The sequence below is a fragment of the Pseudomonas sp. WJP1 genome (assembly GCF_028471945.1).
Classification (GTDB): domain Bacteria; phylum Pseudomonadota; class Gammaproteobacteria; order Pseudomonadales; family Pseudomonadaceae; genus Aquipseudomonas.
Genome location: NZ_CP110128.1, coordinates 4,036,233 through 4,053,274, shown reverse-complemented (window position 1 = coordinate 4,053,274; position 17,042 = coordinate 4,036,233). Strand labels below are relative to the sequence as shown.

The following is a 17,042-nucleotide window of genomic DNA, read 5'->3' as shown; positions in this document are numbered from 1 at the left end:
GATCAGCTCCAGCCCGCTTTGGTTTTACGGCTGGAGTACAGCGCCAGCAACACCGCAAAAGAGAACACCAGCATGACCCCGGCCAGCCAGTGGGCCTGGGCATATTCCATGGCTTCGACGTGATCGTAGATCTGCACCGAGACCACCCGGGTCTTGTCGGGGATGTTGCCGCCGATCATCAGCACCACGCCGAATTCGCCGACGGTGTGGGCAAAGCCGAGGATGGACGCGGTGATGAAACCGGGTCGGGCCAGGGGCAGGGTGACGCTGAAAAATGTGTCCCAGGGACCGGCACGCAGGGTCGCGGCCACTTCCAGCGGGCGGCTGCCAATGGCGGAAAAAGCGTTTTGCAGCGGCTGGACCACGAACGGCATCGAGTACAGCACCGAACCGATCACCAAGCCTGCGAAACTGAAGGTAAGGGTGCCCAGCCCCAGGGATTGGGTGAACTGGCCGACAAACCCGTGGGGGCCGAGCGCCAGCAACAGATAGAAACCAATCACCGTGGGCGGCAGCACCAGGGGCAGGGCGACGATCGCCCCGACCGGGCCGCGCAACCAGGATTGGGTGCGCGAGAGCCATAACGCCAGCGGAGTGCCGACCAGCAACAGGATGACGGTCGTCAGGGACGCCAGTTTCAGGGTCAGCCAGATGGCGGAAAAGTCGGCACTCGAGAGCGACATTTAGATCTGGTAACCGTAGGACTTGATGATGGCGGCGGCTTTTGGCCCCTTGAGGTATTCAACCAGTGCCTTGGCGGCCGGGTTGTCCTTGCCCTTGTTGAGGATCACCGCGTCCTGTTTGATCGGGTCGTGCAAGTTGGCCGGGACGATCCAAGCCGAACCGCTGGTGATCTTGCCGTCCTTGTAGATCTGCGACAAGGCAACGAAACCGAGTTCGGCATTGCCGGTGGACACGAACTGGTAGGCCTGGGTGATGTTCTGGCCTTCGACGATCTTGTCCTTGACCTTGTCGGTCAGGCCTTCTTTGGCCAGCACTTGGGTCGCCGCCAGGCCATAGGGCGCGGCTTTCGGGTTGGCAATGGACAGATGCTGATACTGGTTGTCGCCCAGCACTTTGCCCTTGGCGTCGACGTAGCCTTCCTTGGCCGACCACAGCGCCAGCGTGCCGACGGCGTAGGTGAAGCGTGAGCCCTTGACGGTGTCGCCTTCGGCCTCAAGTTTTTGCGGCGTGGTGTCGTCTGCCGAGAGGAACACTTCGAATGGCGCGCCATTCTTGATCTGGGTGTAGAACTGGCCGGTTGCACCGAAGGCCGTGACCAGCTTGTGCCCGGTGTCCTTCTCGAAATCAGCGGCGATGGCCTGGATCGGCGCGGTGAAGTTGGCAGCGACAGCGACCTGGACTTCGTCCGCCTGGGCAGAGCCAAAGGCGAACACGGCGAGCAGGCAGGTGGGGGCAAAACGTGAGGCACGAATGGTCATGAAACGGCTCCGTCACAGGCAAGTGTTGCAAGAGGGTGATTCGTTATATATCTGAATATATAGCGAAATGCCGCTAAACGGAATGTGTTGCAGCGCCAACCGTTGCTGGCCGCCACGAGGGTCAGCGCTGCAGCAACTTCGCCAACCCTTCCTCGGCCAGGCGCCGGGTCAGTTCGGCGGTGCCCGACTCGACGCCGAGGGTGAATGCCTGTCCGGCCCAGAGATTGCTGAAGTCTGCCTCGCCCTTGGCGCGCAACGGCAGCAAAGCACCGCCCGCGAGGGGGAAGTGCGGTGCCTGGCTGCTCATCGGCCCGAGCTCGCGCATCACCCGATTGAGAATCCCCCGTGCCGGGCGACCGGTGAAAATGTTGGTGAGCGCGGTCTCGCTTTCCCGGGCGGTGCGCAATGCCTGGTGATGCGAGGCGCTGACCTTGGCCTCTGGCGTGAACAGGTACGCCGTGCCCACTTGCACCGCCGAGGCGCCCAGCATGAACGCTGCCGCCACCCCCCGTGCATCGGCAATGCCGCCGGCGGCAATCACCGGCACGTTCACGGCATCGACCACCTGGGGCACCAGGGCGAAGGTGCCGACCTGGCTGCTCAGGTCATCACTGAGGAACATGCCCCGGTGCCCGCCCGCTTCATAGCCCATGGCGATGATCGCGTCGCAGCCATGCTGCTCGAGCCAGATGGCCTCTTCGACGGTAGTGGCCGAGGACAGCACTTTTGCCCCGGTGGCCTTGACCCGATCCAGCAGGGATTTTTCCGGCAGGCCAAAGTGAAAGCTCACCACCTCGGGGCGCAACTCCTCGACCACTTCGCAGGCGGCCTGATCGAACGGCGCGCGATTGGACACCGGTGTCGGCGCATCGAAGTCGACACCCAGCTCGTGATAGTAGGGCTGCAGCAGGTTCTTCCAGTCCTGGGCGCGTTGCTCGTCGACCGCCGGCGGTTGATGGCAGAAGAAATTGACGTTGATCGGGCGCTGGCTGTGCTGGCGAATGTCCTTGAGCGCTTCACGCAACTGCTCGACGCTCAGCATGGCCGCAGGCATCGAGCCGAGACCGCCGGCGTTGCTCGCTGCAATGACCATGGCAGCGGTGGTGGCGCCGGCCATGGGGGCCTGGATGATTGGCAGTTCGATCCCGAGCAGGTCAAGGATGCGCGTATCTGGCCATTGGCTCATTTCAGTTGTACTCCGACGTTGGAACCGGGCGAGGCTCGATTTGTAGCAGCAATCCCTGAGGTTATGCCAGTCATGTTTGCCGCAGGCGAATTGGCTTAAAGTCGTATACGGTAATTTTTTGCGAAATGGTATTTAAATAGCACCACAACAGGTGATCTCACCAGGAGGCAGCGATGTTCCAAGGTATTTTGATCGATAAAAACGAAAGCGGTTACCAGGCCACACTGCAACAGATCAACGAGGACCAGCTGCCCGAGGGCGACGTGACGGTACGTGTGGCGTACAGCACGCTGAATTTCAAGGATGGCCTGGCGATCACCGGCAGCAGCCCGGTGGTGCGCAAATTCCCGATGGTGCCGGGGATCGACCTGGCGGGGACCGTCGAGGTCAGCACGCATCCGGACTACAAGGTTGGTGACAAAGTCCTGCTTAATGGCTGGGGCGTGGGCGAAGGGCATTGGGGCGGTCTGGCGCAAAAGGCGCGGCTCAAGGGCGAGTGGCTGATTGCGCTGCCCGAGACCTTCACCGAAGCCCAGGCCATGGCCATCGGCACGGCAGGTTATACGGCGATGCTGTGCATCATGGCGCTGGAGCGCAACGGTGTGACGCCCGACCAAGGCGAGGTTCTGGTCACCGGGGCCAACGGTGGCGTGGGCAGTTTCGCCATCGCGTTGCTGAGTAAACTCGGCTATCGGGTGGTCGCTTCCACGGGGCGCTTGTCGGAGCACGAATACCTTAAGCAACTGGGTGCCAGCGAGATCATTGACCGCGCTACCTTGTCTGAGCCCGGCAAGCCGCTGGCCAAGGAGCGGTGGGCGGCGGTCATCGACTCCGTGGGTAGCCACACCTTGGCCAATGCCTGTGCCAGTACCCGTTCCGAAGGTACGGTCGCCGCCTGTGGTTTGGCCCAGGGTATGGACTTCCCGGCCTCTGTGGCGCCCTTTATCCTGCGCGGCGTGACCCTGGCGGGGATCAACAGCGTGACCCAGCCGAAAGCCAGGCGTGTGGAGGCCTGGGGGCGCTTGGCCAAGGACCTGGACTTCGACTTGTTGCCACTGATCAGCCATGAAATCGGTTTGAGTGAGGCGATCGAGGCGGCGCCGCGATTGTTGGCCGGGCAGTTGCGGGGGCGGGTGGTGGTGGATGTGAATCGCTGAACAGGCCTCGCGCGGCTGTACGCGATCTAATGTAGGAGCGAGCCTGCTCGCGATGAACCTGAGAGCACCGAGGGGTGTCAGGTGCCCAGCGTCATCGTTGACGACCATCGCGAGCATGCTCGCTCCTACAAGGGCTTTTCCCGCTCCAGCAATTGCCGCTTACGCTCCACGCCCCAGCGATACCCCGACAGATTGCCATCGCTGCGAACCACGCGGTGACAGGGGATCGCGACCGCCAGGCTGTTCGCGCCACAGGCTTGTGCCACGGCGCGAACCGCCTTGGGGTTGCCGATGCGCTGGGCGATGTCGGCGTAGCTGGCGGTGCTGCCGGCGGGTATCTCCCGCAGGGCTTGCCAGACCCGCTCCTGAAAGGCCGTGCCGCGCACATCCAGGGGCAAGTCCAGGCCCAGGGCCGGAGCTTCGATGAAGCCCACGACTCGGGCGATCAACTGTTCGAAGGCCTGGTCGGCACCGATCAGGGTGGCGCGACGAAACTTGTCCTGCAGGTCGCAGACCAGTTGCTGCGGATCATCACCCAAAAGAATCGCACAGACCCCACGCTCGCTTTGCGCCACCAGAATTGCGCCCAGCGAACACTGGCCAACCGCGAAACGAATGGCATTGTTTTGCCCCTCGGCACGGTAATCCGTGGGTTTCATTCCCAGTACCTGATCCGCCGCCTCATAGAAACGGCTGTTGGAATTAAAGCCGGCGTCGTACAACGCATCGGTGACCGAGCGGCCATCCGCCAGTCGCTCGCGCATTCGGCGCGAACGATGGGCTGTGGCATAGCCTTTGGGTGTCAGGCCGGTCACGGACTTGAACACCCGATGGAAATGAAAGCTGCTCAGTCCTGCCGCTTGCGCCAGTTCGTTCAGTGCGGGTAACGCCTCGGCGGTTTCGATCTGGCGGCAGGCGGCGGCCACGGTGGCGGCATGTTGTGCGGCGACAGCACTTTGATCCTTCGCCGCGCGCTTGCTTGGGCGATAACCCGCGGCCTGGGCCAGTTCAGCGCTGTCGAAGAATTCGACGTTCTGCGGTTTCGGCAAGCGCGAGAGGCTGCTGGGGTTGCAGTAGATCCCGGTGGTTTTCACCGCGTAGACAAACTGCCCGTCCGCCTGTGGGTCGCGGGCGACCACCGCGGCCCAGCGTGGATCGTTTTCGGTGCTGCTTGTTGTCGATTGGCTTGTCATGGCTTTACATCCGTTGACCCGTTTGCCGCAGATTAACCACCGGCTGGTACGTCCACACTCCGGCGCTTGCGGTCAAACTCCACGACCTCACCGCGCGGTCCGAAACGTGAAGTTGATGCGCTGTTCGCCCAGGCGCGGGTGTTGTCCATCCTTGATCGGCAGCACGCCGTGATAACGCAAGCGATCCACGCCGCCCCAGACCACGATGTCGCCATGCAGCAACGGCACACGCTGGCTTTTGTCGCTGCGCGCGAAGCCGCCGAACAGGAACATCGCGGGCAACCCCAGGGATACCGAAACGATAGGCGCAGCGTAGGATTTTTCGTCCTTGTCCTGATGCAGGGACATTTTCGCCCCGGGCACATAGCGATTGATCAGGCAGGAATCCGGCACGAAATCGGCAAATCCAGCCTCCCGTGCCGCCGCCTGGGCCAGTTGAAAAAACACCTCGGGCATGGGTGGCCAAGGCAGGCCGGTGCGGGGATCGTCGCGGGTGTAGCGATAACCGCTGCGGTCGGTGGTCCAGCCCCAGGTGCCGCAACTGCTCAGGGCCACCGACATGGTGAAACCACCTGGGGTAACCATTTGCCGGAACGGTGCAGCCGCCAGCACGGCCTCCAGTGCCGGCAGCAAACGCGCAAGCCAGGGCAGGGCGAAGCCTCTGAGGACGTAGGACTGTTCGCCGATCTGCTCGCGTCGGCGCGCTTGCTCGGGCTCGGCGTCGGCAAAAAGGTCCAGGGTGGTCGGGTTCATGGTGCTCATGATGCGTCGTGAAAGATGATCCCAAGGGTATGCCGTTTTCCGCTGTGCAGGCGACTGACGCCGTGGCGCAGGGTCACCCGATAGTAACCGCGCGCGCCTTTGACCGGGCGCTGGTTGACCGCGAAGATCAGGCCGTCGCCCTTTTTCAGACCGATGACCTGCGGGCGCGACTGCATGCGCGGGCGCTGCTCGGTCAGCACGAACTCACCGCCGGTGAAGTCTTCCCCAGGCTCCGACAGAAGAATCGCCACCTGCAGCGGGAAGACATGCTCGCCATACAGGTCCTGGTGCAGGCAGTTGTAATCCTGTGGCCCGTATTGCAGCAACAAGGGCGTCGGCCGCTGCTGGCCGGCGGCATGGCAACGCTCGAGGAAATCCGGGAGATCGTCGGGAAAGCGGCTGGGCAAGTCCATCTGCGCATGCCAGCGATTGGCGATCGGCACCAGTCGCGGGTAAAGCGCACTGCGCAGGCGGGCCACCAGCGGCGGCAAGGGGTAGTCGAAATACTTGTACTCGCCACGGCCGAAACCGTGGCGGGCCATGATCACCTGCGAGCGAAAGCCTTCGGATTGGCCGTACAAGGCGCTGACCTGATCACAGGCCTTGTGACTCAACAGCGACGCGATGACCGCGCAGCCGTCCTGATCGAGTTGCTGTTCCAGCAGGGGCCAGTCCAGCCTGTCCAGGTATTGCTCGCTCATTGCCGGGCCCTCAGGTGATTGAGGTGGCGAGACTAAGGGGCATGACGACTGTAAACACTCCGACACTTGCGGTCGAATTTCGGCAGGGAGCAGACGTCCATGTTGTCGCTCCAGGCGATATTACAGCGCCTTGCTGACGCTGATGTCGCTGATGACGTCTTCGCTGCCATGAAGGGCGTCCAGCGCGGCTTTGGCTTCTTCTGCGGTGCCGTTTTCCAGCTGGGCAAATTCGAAGCGGCGTTCGCCATTGAGTTTGTACTTGATGACGTATTTGGTCGTCTGGGCCACGGTCATACCTGTCTGTCTGCGTATAAAGGCGCTGCTCAGCTCAGTTTCGAGCTGGAGCGGCGGATGATCTTGATCGAGTGGGTCAGGGTCGGCTTGCGCGTCACGCTGATCGGCCGGCGATTGACCGTGTCGATGGTGATGTTCCAGAAGCCGGTGCTCGGCGCCGTGATGCGGGCCGGGAAGGTGTCAAACGCGCCGCCGTGATAGGTGTGACGACCGCCATTTTTGAAGCTGCGGAAGTTGGCGTCGTTCATCAAGCGAATGTTGCAAGTTTGCGAGCATTGAATGACGACGATGTCGTCCTCGTTGAGGTGCTCGCGCTGGTGGATAAATTTCATGGGGCGCCTCCAGAAGGGCTTTTTCTACAAAATCAAAACGATAGCATGGGCGATTGGCGCAGTTTATCAGCCCCGGGGCGTTATTATCCGGCTGTGCGGGCCCGGTTGGACAATAAAAACCGGATATTACGCACACCGTGAAAGAAAAAAGCAGTCGGTCCCGGAGAAAACCCGTGTTTGAGCTGTCGGAGGGTCTTTAACGGAGGTTTCATATGAAGTGGGGCATGTTGGGCTTGCCGTGGGTCCTGGCAATCAGTGGGTGTGCAAGTGTCTCGGACATCAACCAGACGTTGCCGACCATGAATGTGATTTCAGGCAAGAAGCCCCAGGAATATGCCCAGTGCCTGAGCGAAAAACTCGCCGACAGCCGAGGCGCCTTGCAGATCGAAGAGCAGAAAGACGGTGTGCGGGTGATCGTGCCGCAGAAGCTTTCCTCGGGGCCGGCCGCAGTGTTCGATATCGAGGAACGCTCCGGCGGCAGCAGCATCAAGCTGCATGAGCGCATCTCCAACGTGCCTATACGACCTTTCGATGTACGCGATGCCGCCACGGCGTGCATTTCCGGCTGATAGACTGTCGACCGTCAGCACCGATGCCGTCAAAGCGACCCTTTGGCGGCATTGTCATTTCTGGAGTCGAACATGAAGCGAGAGCGGGTACGGGAGCGACACGCAGAGGGCCAAATCTGCGCCACCCATGTGATTCAGAATCCGGCGAATCCGGGGGAGTGGATCGTGTTTTTCAAGAAAAGCGCCGGGCGCAGTTTTTTCCTGGTGGACGAAAGCGACGAAGTCGAGTCCTTCAGCAGTCTCGACGAACTGGTCGAGACCGTACGCGGCCTGGGGATCAAGTTTGCGGAAATCCACATGTAGGGCTCCACGCCTTATTTGCAGACCACCACGACGCTCCGGTTCTTGTAGTTGCCAACGTCGACGCCCAGGGTCTTGTCGCTTTCCTCGGGGGCGGGTGAACCGTCGGTGCCCACGATGCGGTAGCCGGTGCCGGCGCAGGAGGCGTCGGCCTTTTCGTAGCAGCTCGCCCAGGAATTGGCCTCGCCGGAGCAGTCGATGGCCAGGCCTTGTTCGCCATTGTTCAGGTAAGTGGTTTCGGAAGTGGCGCAGCCACCGAGGGCCAGAACCGCAATCAGCGGCAAAAATTTGGTCATGTCGTTGTCGTCGTCAGGATGAGGGGCAACGCCTGTGACAGCGCGGTTGGCAAAAGGTTATAGCCAAAGGCCACTTCTTGCCGGTATTCGCAAAAAAAAAGCCCTGCACCAAGGCAGGGCGTCAGGCATGGATCAGTTCTTGTCCTTGCCCCGTCGCTTGGGTGCCGGGTGTTCCAGCTGCAACACCGATGCCACTTCGATCGCCATGGCTTCGGACGGGAAAGGACCGACAGTGTTCTCAGTGCCAACGCCGGTTACCCACCACTGGCCGTCTTTGGCCTTGTTGATCACGAACCCGTTGACGCTTTTTGCTTCTGACATCTAGTTGCCTCGTTGACTGGATCAATGGGCGCCATGATACCGCCAAATGCACCGTTGGGGTGCCGATGGATGCGGGTTGGTGCGCTTGGCCATGGGTTGACTTGGCGTGCAAACCTGGCGGACTCTGCTATCAATAACAGGCTGCTGATCCATTCGCGGTACTCGCTGCGGAACTAACGGCGAGAATATTTCTCTATGATGGCATCGGTTAGCCAGTGCGGGGCATTGTAAGGTGTACGCCGCCTGATTAGACTGCGCCGAAACCCGTACACACAGCCCTTTCAAGGACTTATATGATCAAGAAATGCTTGTTTCCAGCAGCCGGTTACGGCACTCGCTTCCTGCCAGCGACTAAAGCCATGCCTAAAGAAATGCTGCCGGTGGTAAACAAGCCACTGATCCAGTACGGCGTCGAAGAAGCCCTGGACGCCGGTTTGACGGAAATCTCCATTGTCACCGGTCGCGGCAAGCGCGCCCTGGAAGACCATTTCGACATCAGCTACGAGCTGGAAAACCAGATCAAGGGCACCGACAAGGAAAAGTACCTGGTCGGCATCCGCAAGCTGCTCGACAACTGCTCGTTCTCTTACACCCGCCAGACCGAAATGAAAGGCCTGGGCCACGCGATCCTCACCGGCCGTCCGCTGATCGGCGACGAACCCTTCGCCGTGGTACTGGCGGATGACCTGTGCGTCAACCTCGAAGGCGACGGCGTACTGACCCAGATGGTCAAGCTGTACAAGCAGTTCCGCTGCTCGATCGTGGCCATCCAGGAAGTCGACCCGCAAGAGACCAACAAGTACGGCGTGATCGCCGGCGAGATGATCCGCGACGACATCTACCGCGTGCACAGCATGGTGGAAAAACCAAAACCTGAAGATGCGCCGTCGAACCTGGCCATCATCGGTCGTTACATCCTGACCCCGGACATCTTCGACCTGATCGAACAGACCGAGCCAGGCAAGGGTGGCGAAATCCAGATCACCGACGCCCTGATGAAACAGGCCCAGAACGGTTGCGTGATGGCCTACAAGTTCAAGGGCAAGCGTTTTGACTGCGGCGGCGCTGAAGGCTACATCGACGCGACCAATTTCTGCTTCGAGAACTTCTACAAGACGGGCAAGGCTTACTGATAGCGCATTGGTTGCTTGTACTGAAAAGCGATCTTCACAAGCTGTAATCAAGCTGATGAAGGCCTAAACAAACGCCCCGACTTGTTCGGGGCGTTTGTTTTTGTGTGCGCTAAAAAGGCGCCTGGTTTCTTGTAGGAGCCAGCGGTGCGGCGATCCGACTTGCCGGCGAAGGCGTCCTGACATTCGATGGTTGTCTTTCAGGTGTACATATCCATTCCTGCGGTAACGGCCACTTATGGTTTCGCTTTTACAGCGAGTCACTTGGAAAAGCCCCAAGTAACCAAGGGCTCTTGCCCCTGGCGTTCGGCCCCTCGCTAAGGCTCGGGGTACCCTCGCTCCGGTCCCGCTCCGTGGGCCCGCCGCGCTGGGCCATCCTTGGCCCAGCGCGGCTAAACCGGCATCCATGCCGGTTTACCCACTGCGCAGAACCTCCACTCGGCCTCTCGATATAGGGGCAAGAAAATCAAAAGCCAGATCAAGATCAAACGCGAAAGCGAGGCGGCCTTAAAGCCGACCTGATTGCAGGTCTGTCCGCATTCCCCTGTAGGAGCGAGCCTGCTCGCGATGGACTTCCAGGCAATGCGTTTATCCAGACAGGGCGCGCTATCGTTGACGTCCATCGCCAGCAGGTTCGCTCCTACGGGGGTACGTGCTCACTTGAAATCAGGTCGGCTTTAAGGCCGCCTCGTTTTTGATTTTGATCTCGGTGCCCCGTTAACCACGCTGGCCGAACGCAGGCATTGCGCAGTGGGTAAACCGGCAGGACGCCGGTTTAGCCGCGCTGGGCCAGGGATGGCCCATCGCGGCGACCCACGGAGCAATGCCGGAGTGAGGGCATGCCGAGCCCTAGCGAGGCACCGAGTGGTGGGGCAAAGCCTTTTGGTTCCTTTTTGGCGTTTGAAAAAGGGACTCGCCGTAAGGGCGAAACCATAGGTGGTCGTTACCGCAGGAATGGATATGTACTCAGACAACTATCTCCCAGAGGCTTTGACGCGGTATGGATCAGCGTTGGTAGAGGCGCCGATGGAGGTAGTCACAAGTTGACGCACCGGCTCAGGGCGTGAGGGGGGGTAAGAAAATCAAAGCCAGAGCAAGATCAAAAGCCAAAGCGAGGCGGCCTCCCAGCCGGCCTGATTTCGGTGTTACGTGGGCCGGAGCCAGCGGGCGGCGGTCCGACTTGCAGGCGAAGAACGATAACGCGGTCTAACAGACTCACCGCAGCGCTTGGTTCGCCAGCAAGTCGGATCGCCACCGGCTCGCTCATACAGCGCACGAGCACGTAGGTATTGGCTTACATCCTTTGCCCGGTTGTTCGAGAGAAAATTCTGATTTGCAAATTGAGGTAGGTAAACACGTTTGCTGCTTGATGCATGAGCAGTAGGCTGACCGTTCTAGTGGTGGCTTTTGCCTTGCTGAACATTGGCGTGGGCGCGATCGCGACGGTGTCCAATGCTGTGATTTTGTCAGCTGCGCCACCGGCAAAGGCGGGCGCCGCGTCGCCATTAGCGAAACGGCCTATGAAGTGGGCGTGGTTGTTAGGGATGACAGTGCTCGGCGGTGCATTGCAGCTCCCGGGGTTCCTGAGCGAAGTGCAGATGATGCTGGCAAGTGAGACGCTGTCTGGCGCCTATCATGTGGCTGCAGGCATGTCGGGCGATCAAGCAAGGGAATTGATATCGCAGGCGGGAAGGGCATTCGAAGGTGGAATCGGTTTGGTTTCGTGGGTGACGTTCGGCTTGGCACTCATGGCTATTTTGATTGCCTGGCGCACTCTGCGGGCCCCGAAAACGCAATCTGCAGAGGAGGCTGGATCGAAAGCGTAGTACACATTAATGATTTAGTTGCGGAGAGTACGTCATGGACAGAAAGGCATTTTTCTGGATGGTACAGGAAGGACATTTACCCACACCGAAGGCTGCTGAAACGCTAGGAATCAAAATATTGAATATTGATGAGAGCGAAGGAAGTATTGAGCTCTCGTTTGAGGCTACCGAGGCCTTTACTAACCCCGTGGGCAATGTACAAGGTGGGTTTCTCGCGGCGATGCTTGATGACACGATGGGTCCAGCGCTAGCCGCAACGCTTAAGGAAGGTGAGTTTGCGCCGACCTTGAGCCTAAACGTGAATTTTCATGCTCCAGCGAAGGTCGGGGTGCTTATTGGTAGAGGGCGTGTGGTTAGACGGGGAGGGCAGGTTTGCTTTCTCTCTGGTGAGCTTGAGCAGGCTGGGCATGTTATTGCGACCGCGACTGCAACCGCTCTGGTCCGAAAGCCGTAGGAGTTCCAGAAGATTCCTGGCGCTGGCAAATTACGCGGATAGCAGCAATTAATTGAAAATCAGGTCGGAGGGCGGATCGCTGGAGTATTTTTTCAATTTCGACCTCATATCCAACACAGCGCTTGTCCCAGAAGTGACTATGGGTATGCTGTTTGCCTGCCGAGGAGATTGAAAATGGCCTACGATTTTGACCTTTATGTGATTGGCGCCGGTTCTGGCGGTGTGCGGGCGGCCCGGTTTGCGGCCGGCTTTGGCGCGAAAGTGGCGGTGGCCGAGAGTCGTTACCTGGGCGGGACCTGTGTGAACGTCGGTTGTGTACCGAAAAAACTGCTGGTCTACGGCGCGCATTTCGCCGAGGACTTCGAGCAGGCGTCGGGTTTTGGCTGGAGCCTGGATGAGGCGCAGTTCGACTGGGCGACGCTGATTGCCAACAAGGATCGCGAGATCAATCGCCTCAACGGCATTTACCGCAACCTGCTGGTCAACAGTGGCGTGACACTGCACGAAGGCCACGCCAAGATCGTCGATCCGCATACCGTCGAGATCAATGGCGAGCGCCACACGGCTAAAAACATCCTGATCGCTACCGGCGGCTGGCCGCAGATTCCCGAGATTCCCGGGCACGAGCACGCGATCAGTTCCAACCAGGCATTTTTCCTCAAGGAACTGCCCAAGCGTGTGCTGGTAGTAGGCGGGGGTTACATCGCCGTCGAGTTCGCCGGCATTTTCCACGGCCTGGGTGCCCAGACAACCTTGCTGTATCGCGGCGAGCTGTTCTTGCGCGGCTTCGACGGTTCGGTGCGCAAGCATTTACAGGAAGAACTGACCAAGCGCGGCATGGATTTGCAATTCAATGCCGACATCGAGCGTATCGACAAGCAAACCGATGGCAGCCTGAAAGTGACACTCAAGGATGGCCGTCAGCTGGAGGCCGACTGCGTGTTCTACGCCACCGGTCGACGTCCGATGCTGGACAACCTCGGGCTGGAAAACACTGGGGTGAAGCTCGACAAGAAAGGCTTCGTCGAGGTGGATGAGCTGTACCAGACGGCCGAGCCGTCGATCCTGGCCCTGGGCGATGTGATCGGCCGGGTGCAGTTGACGCCGGTGGCGCTGGCTGAAGGCATGGCGGTGGCGCGGCGCTTGTTCAAGCCTGAGCAGTATCGCCCGGTGGATTACAAGATGATCCCCACGGCCGTGTTCAGCCTGCCCAATATCGGCACGGTTGGCCTGACCGAGGAAGAAGCGCGCGAAGCCGGCCACGAGGTGCAGATTTTCGAAAGCCGCTTCCGGCCGATGAAGTTGACCCTGACCGAATGCCAGGAGCGCACGCTGATGAAGCTGGTGGTGGATGCCCAGACCGACAAGGTGCTGGGCTGCCATATGGTCGGCCCGGAGGCTGGGGAAATCGTCCAGGGCCTGGCCATCGCCTTGAAGGCCGGCGCCACCAAGCGCCACTTCGACGAAACCATCGGCGTACACCCGACGGCCGCCGAAGAGTTCGTCACCCTGCGGACACCGGTCGGCGCTTAATCGTCCTTGGCGACGTCTGGCGCTGTTGCATTGGCAGCGGCCAGGCGTAGGCTTTTTTCGAGATCCGCGCGGGTTTTCAGCAGTTCGATTTCCAGTGACTTGTTGACGTGTGCCTGTTCCTCGACGCTCTGTTTGAGCGCCTGGCTTTCCAGCATGGCCACGCGCAGGCGTTCCTGGAGGAGGGTGCGGTCGCTGTCGACACGCGTGGTCTGGTCGAACAGTTGATCCTGGCGGGCGTTGCTTTGCTTTAGCTGCTCTTGCAACAGGCTCAGCTCGCGCTGTGTGCCGCGGTTCTCGGTCAGCAGGCGTTCGTTGTCGCGGTGCAGTTGGGTGATTTCGTCCTGGCGTACCAAGGCGCTTTGTTGTGCCTGGCGCACTTCTGTCTGCAGTTGCTGCAGCTGGTTTTCGTGGCGGCTCTGCTCTTGCTCGCGCTGCTCGTTGATCGTATTGCGGTAGTGCTCCAGGGCGTCACGGCTGTGCAGGTGTTTCTCTTCGAGCGAGCGTATCTGCTCGTCCTTGTCTTTCAGGCGCAGTTCGAAATCAGCCAGTGCCTGAGTCTGCCCGGCATTGCGGGTTTGTTCGCTCTGCAGCAGGGCAAGCGTGCTTTGCAGCGCCTCGGATTCCTGGGTCAGTGCCAGGCTCTGCAGTTCGTAGTGCTGCTGCAATTGCGTATTGGCTTGCTCGGCTTGCTGCAACTGCGTTTCCAGCGCCTTGCGTTGTTGCTCGTATTCCTCACGGGCCTGGTCAATGGGTTCCTGCGCCTGCTCCTTGAGGCGCTGCGCCAGGCGCGTTACCAAGGCCAACAGCTCTTCGTCGATCGGCTCGGGTGGCGCCTCGTCGGTGTCCGGGGTGCTATCATCGAGCTCCTTCATAATGCGATGGATCGTGGTTTTCGAGCCGGTATTGCCCATTTCAATCCGTACGGCATCGATGCTGGGGTTTTCGCCACGGGCAAGGATCGCCAATCGCGCCGCTTGCACCACCTGTTTGTTCACGCCGCCACGGGCCATGGAATCTCCTGGGATTTGCTGTGTGGTACGTACCACGAAAAAGCGCATTGTACCCGTTGTGGCCGTAATTCGGTTTTCTTCTATCCATACTCTTGGTTAATAGCGAAAGCCAATCAGCGGCATGAGGTTTGCCAATGAGCCAACCGTCCGTCGAGTGGGTAAAGTTCTCTCCATCAACTTCTTAACCCCTGACGGAGAGTCAACGATGCCTATCATCAACAGCCAAGTTAAACCGTTCAAAGCTGACGCATTCAAAAATGGCGACTTCGTAAAAGTCTCGGACGCTGACCTCAAAGGTAAGTGGTCTGTAGTGTTCTTCTACCCGGCCGACTTCACCTTCGTCTGCCCGACCGAGCTGGAAGACCTGGCTGACAACTACGACGCCTTCCAGAAGCTGGGCGTTGAGATCTACAGCGTTTCCACCGACACCCACTTCGCACACGCTGCCTGGCACAACACTTCGCCAGCCATCGGCAAGATCCAGTACACCATGATCGGCGACCCGACCCACGCCATCTCCCGCAACTTCGACGTGCTGATCGAAGAAGCTGGCCTGGCTGACCGTGGCACCTTCGTGATCAACCCTGAAGGCCAGATCAAAATCGTTGAACTGAACGACGGCGGTGTTGGCCGTGACGCTTCCGAGCTGCTGCGCAAGATCAAGGCTGCCCAGTACGTTGCTGCACACCCGGGCCAGGTTTGCCCAGCCAAGTGGAAAGAAGGCGAGGCCACTCTGGCGCCGTCCCTGGACCTGGTTGGCAAGATCTAAGTCTGTGATCGCTGCATCAGGGCGGAGCTCCGCACCTACTCAGTAAGCTGCACCGCCCTATAAAAAGCCCGGGCGAGATTCGCTCGGGCTTTTTTTCGCCTCAAAGCTTTCGTCTCAAAAAAATCAAGGAAATCGCCCGTATGTTGGACACCAATCTTAAAACCCAGTTGAAGTCGTACCTGGAACGGGTCACCCAGCCGATCGAGATCGTTGCCTCCCTCGACGACGGTGCGAAATCCCAGGAACTGCTCGCATTGCTGAAAGACGTTGCCAGTCTTTCCACCCAAATTACTTTGCTCGACAACGGTGATGACGCACGCAAGCCATCGTTCTCGATCAACCGCCCTGGCGCCGATATCAGCCTGCGTTTCGCCGGCATTCCGATGGGCCACGAATTCACGTCTTTGGTGCTGGCCTTGCTGCAAGTCGGCGGGCATCCCTCCAAAGCCAGTGTCGAAGTGATCGAACAGATCCGCTCGCTCAAGGGCGAGTTCAACTTCGAGACCTATTTCTCTCTGTCCTGCCAGAACTGCCCGGACGTGGTCCAGGCATTGAACCTGATGGCGGTGCTCAACCCCAATATCCGCCACGTCGCCATCGACGGTGCGCTGTTCCAGGCGGAAGTCGATGAGCGCCAGGTCATGGCGGTACCGAGCATCTACCTCAACGGCGTGAACTTCGGCCAGGGCCGTATGGGCCTGGAAGAAATCCTCGCGAAAATCGACACCAGCGGCATCGAGCGTCAGGCCGAGAAGATCAGCGCCAAGGAGGCCTTTGATGTGCTGGTGGTGGGCGGTGGTCCGGCCGGTGCTTCGGCGGCCATCTATGCCGCGCGCAAAGGTATTCGTACCGGTGTCGCCGCCGAGCGTTTTGGTGGCCAGGTGCTGGACACCATGGCCATCGAAAACTTCATCTCCGTGCAGGAAACCGAAGGGCCGAAACTGGCGGTCGCCCTGGAAGAGCACGTCAAGCAGTACGACGTGGACATCATGAACCTGCAGCGCGCCGACAAATTGCTGCCCGGCAAAGCGGGGGAGTTGCATGAAGTGCACTTCGCCAACGGTGCGAAACTCAAGGCCAAGACGGTGATCCTGGCCACCGGTGCGCGGTGGCGTGAAATGAACGTGCCGGGTGAGCAGCAGTACCGCAACAAGGGCGTGGCGTACTGCCCGCACTGCGACGGTCCGTTGTTCAAAGGCAAGCGCGTGGCGGTGATTGGCGGCGGTAATTCCGGCGTTGAGGCAGCCATCGACCTGGCCGGTATCGTGTCCCATGTCACGCTGCTGGAGTTCGATGTACAGCTGCGTGCCGATGCGGTGTTGCAGCGCAAGTTGCACAGCCTGCCGAACGTGACCGTGATCACCAGTGCGCAAACCACTGAAGTGACGGGTGACGGGCAGAAGGTCAACGGCCTGCGCTACAAGGATCGACAGAGCGACGAATTGCGCAGCGTGGAGCTGGAAGGGATTTTCGTGCAGATCGGTCTGTTGCCCAATACCGATTGGCTCAAAGGCACCATCGAGCTGTCACCGCGTGGCGAGATCATCGTCGATGCCCGTGGCGAAACATCTGTGCCTGGCGTGTTCGCTGCCGGTGACGTGACCACCGTACCGTACAAGCAGATCGTGATCGCGGTGGGCGAGGGCGCCAAGGCTTCCCTGAGTGCATTCGACCACTTGATCCGCACCTCGGCGCCGGCATAAACCGGACGCTGAAAACACAAAACCCCATGAGTGATCATGGGGTTTTTTTGTGCCTCCCACAGGG

The 17,042-nt window shown here is 59.9% G+C and carries 20 protein-coding genes; 9 read left to right on the top strand and 11 right to left on the bottom strand.

The features are described 5' to 3' along the window. Positions 1 to 2: 2 nt before the first annotated feature. The 3 genes from modB to OH720_RS18055 all read right to left on the bottom strand — a co-directional run bounded on the left by modB (position 3) and on the right by OH720_RS18055 (position 2,628). Positions 3 to 683: a molybdate ABC transporter permease subunit gene (modB, locus tag OH720_RS18065; protein ID WP_272602290.1), complete on the bottom strand. Its 681-nt coding sequence runs from the start codon at positions 681 to 683 to the stop codon at positions 3 to 5. Continuing rightward, positions 684 to 1,442: a molybdate ABC transporter substrate-binding protein gene (modA, locus tag OH720_RS18060; protein ID WP_272602289.1), complete on the bottom strand. Its 759-nt coding sequence runs from the start codon at positions 1,440 to 1,442 to the stop codon at positions 684 to 686. A 121-nt stretch (positions 1,443 to 1,563) separates the two neighbouring features. Continuing rightward, a complete protein-coding gene (locus OH720_RS18055) occupies positions 1,564 to 2,628 on the bottom strand; it encodes an NAD(P)H-dependent flavin oxidoreductase (protein WP_272602288.1) in 1,065 nt (354 codons plus the stop codon). Positions 2,629 to 2,801: 173 nt separating this feature from the next. Here OH720_RS18055 and acuI point away from each other — a divergent pair, with 173 nt between their 5' ends. Next, entirely contained in the window at positions 2,802 to 3,785 is a 984-nt protein-coding gene (gene acuI / locus OH720_RS18050; protein WP_272602287.1) for an acrylyl-CoA reductase (NADPH), read from the top strand. 125 nt (positions 3,786 to 3,910) lie between these two features. Here the strand turns inward: acuI and ada are convergent, their stop codons facing one another. The 5 genes from ada to OH720_RS18020 form a co-directional block, all read right to left on the bottom strand. Further along, positions 3,911 to 4,978 carry a bifunctional DNA-binding transcriptional regulator/O6-methylguanine-DNA methyltransferase Ada gene (ada, locus tag OH720_RS18040; RefSeq protein ID WP_272602286.1) on the bottom strand — a complete coding sequence of 356 codons (1,068 nt, stop codon included), beginning with the start codon at positions 4,976 to 4,978 and terminating at the stop codon, positions 3,911 to 3,913. Positions 4,979 to 5,065: 87 nt separating this feature from the next. After that, entirely contained in the window at positions 5,066 to 5,731 is a 666-nt protein-coding gene (alkB, locus tag OH720_RS18035; RefSeq protein WP_272606477.1) for a DNA oxidative demethylase AlkB, read from the bottom strand. A 5-nt stretch (positions 5,732 to 5,736) separates the two neighbouring features. Continuing rightward, positions 5,737 to 6,441: a 2OG-Fe(II) oxygenase gene (locus tag OH720_RS18030; protein WP_272602285.1), complete on the bottom strand. Its 705-nt coding sequence runs from the start codon at positions 6,439 to 6,441 to the stop codon at positions 5,737 to 5,739. A gap of 120 nt (positions 6,442 to 6,561) precedes the next feature. After that, complete coding sequence (locus OH720_RS18025; RefSeq protein ID WP_272606545.1) at positions 6,562 to 6,729, bottom strand: hypothetical protein; 168 nt, start codon at positions 6,727 to 6,729, stop codon at positions 6,562 to 6,564. Between the two features lie 35 nt (positions 6,730 to 6,764). Continuing rightward, on the bottom strand, positions 6,765 to 7,067 hold the full coding sequence (locus OH720_RS18020) for a DUF1883 domain-containing protein (protein WP_008065357.1): 303 nt from the start codon (positions 7,065 to 7,067) through the stop codon (positions 6,765 to 6,767). Positions 7,068 to 7,279: 212 nt separating this feature from the next. On the opposite strand from OH720_RS18020, the gene OH720_RS18015 reads away from it, so the two are divergent. Together OH720_RS18015 and OH720_RS18010 are read left to right on the top strand one after the other, a co-directional pair. Next, the gene (locus OH720_RS18015; RefSeq protein WP_008065359.1) at positions 7,280 to 7,636 is read left to right on the top strand and encodes a hypothetical protein; all 357 of its coding nucleotides are present in this window, start codon (positions 7,280 to 7,282) and stop codon (positions 7,634 to 7,636) included. Between the two features lie 72 nt (positions 7,637 to 7,708). After that, positions 7,709 to 7,939: a hypothetical protein gene (locus OH720_RS18010; RefSeq protein WP_110747777.1), complete on the top strand. Its 231-nt coding sequence runs from the start codon at positions 7,709 to 7,711 to the stop codon at positions 7,937 to 7,939. 11 nt (positions 7,940 to 7,950) lie between these two features. Here OH720_RS18010 and OH720_RS18005 read toward each other — a convergent pair whose 3' ends face one another. Both OH720_RS18005 and OH720_RS18000 read right to left on the bottom strand, forming a co-directional pair. Beyond that, positions 7,951 to 8,232 (bottom strand): hypothetical protein, encoded by a 282-nt coding sequence (locus OH720_RS18005; RefSeq protein ID WP_008065363.1) that lies wholly within the window; start codon positions 8,230 to 8,232, stop codon positions 7,951 to 7,953. A 132-nt stretch (positions 8,233 to 8,364) separates the two neighbouring features. Further along, positions 8,365 to 8,553, bottom strand: coding sequence for a hypothetical protein (locus OH720_RS18000; protein ID WP_008065365.1), 189 nt, complete (start codon positions 8,551 to 8,553; stop codon positions 8,365 to 8,367). Between the two features lie 293 nt (positions 8,554 to 8,846). Between OH720_RS18000 and galU the strand changes: the two genes are divergently transcribed. The 4 genes from galU to gorA all read left to right on the top strand — a co-directional run bounded on the left by galU (position 8,847) and on the right by gorA (position 13,496). Further along, positions 8,847 to 9,686 carry a UTP--glucose-1-phosphate uridylyltransferase GalU gene (galU, locus tag OH720_RS17995; RefSeq protein ID WP_008065368.1) on the top strand — a complete coding sequence of 280 codons (840 nt, stop codon included), beginning with the start codon at positions 8,847 to 8,849 and terminating at the stop codon, positions 9,684 to 9,686. A gap of 1,370 nt (positions 9,687 to 11,056) precedes the next feature. Continuing rightward, complete coding sequence (locus tag OH720_RS17990) at positions 11,057 to 11,509, top strand: hypothetical protein (protein ID WP_272602284.1); 453 nt, start codon at positions 11,057 to 11,059, stop codon at positions 11,507 to 11,509. A 34-nt stretch (positions 11,510 to 11,543) separates the two neighbouring features. After that, entirely contained in the window at positions 11,544 to 11,963 is a 420-nt protein-coding gene (locus tag OH720_RS17985; RefSeq protein ID WP_272602283.1) for a PaaI family thioesterase, read from the top strand. Positions 11,964 to 12,137: 174 nt separating this feature from the next. Next, on the top strand, positions 12,138 to 13,496 hold the full coding sequence (gene gorA / locus OH720_RS17980) for a glutathione-disulfide reductase (protein ID WP_272602282.1): 1,359 nt from the start codon (positions 12,138 to 12,140) through the stop codon (positions 13,494 to 13,496). Here gorA and OH720_RS17975 read toward each other — a convergent pair. Next, entirely contained in the window at positions 13,493 to 14,506 is a 1,014-nt protein-coding gene (locus OH720_RS17975; RefSeq protein ID WP_272602281.1) for a DNA-binding protein, read from the bottom strand. The two genes, gorA and OH720_RS17975, sit on opposite strands and share 4 nt — an antisense overlap. A gap of 205 nt (positions 14,507 to 14,711) precedes the next feature. Here OH720_RS17975 and ahpC point away from each other — a divergent pair, with 205 nt between their 5' ends. Together ahpC and ahpF are read left to right on the top strand one after the other, a co-directional pair. Further along, positions 14,712 to 15,275 carry an alkyl hydroperoxide reductase subunit C gene (ahpC, locus tag OH720_RS17970; protein ID WP_007975937.1) on the top strand — a complete coding sequence of 188 codons (564 nt, stop codon included), beginning with the start codon at positions 14,712 to 14,714 and terminating at the stop codon, positions 15,273 to 15,275. Between the two features lie 140 nt (positions 15,276 to 15,415). Then, positions 15,416 to 16,978 (top strand): alkyl hydroperoxide reductase subunit F, encoded by a 1,563-nt coding sequence (ahpF, locus tag OH720_RS17965; protein ID WP_272602280.1) that lies wholly within the window; start codon positions 15,416 to 15,418, stop codon positions 16,976 to 16,978. Positions 16,979 to 17,042: the final 64 nt, after the last annotated feature.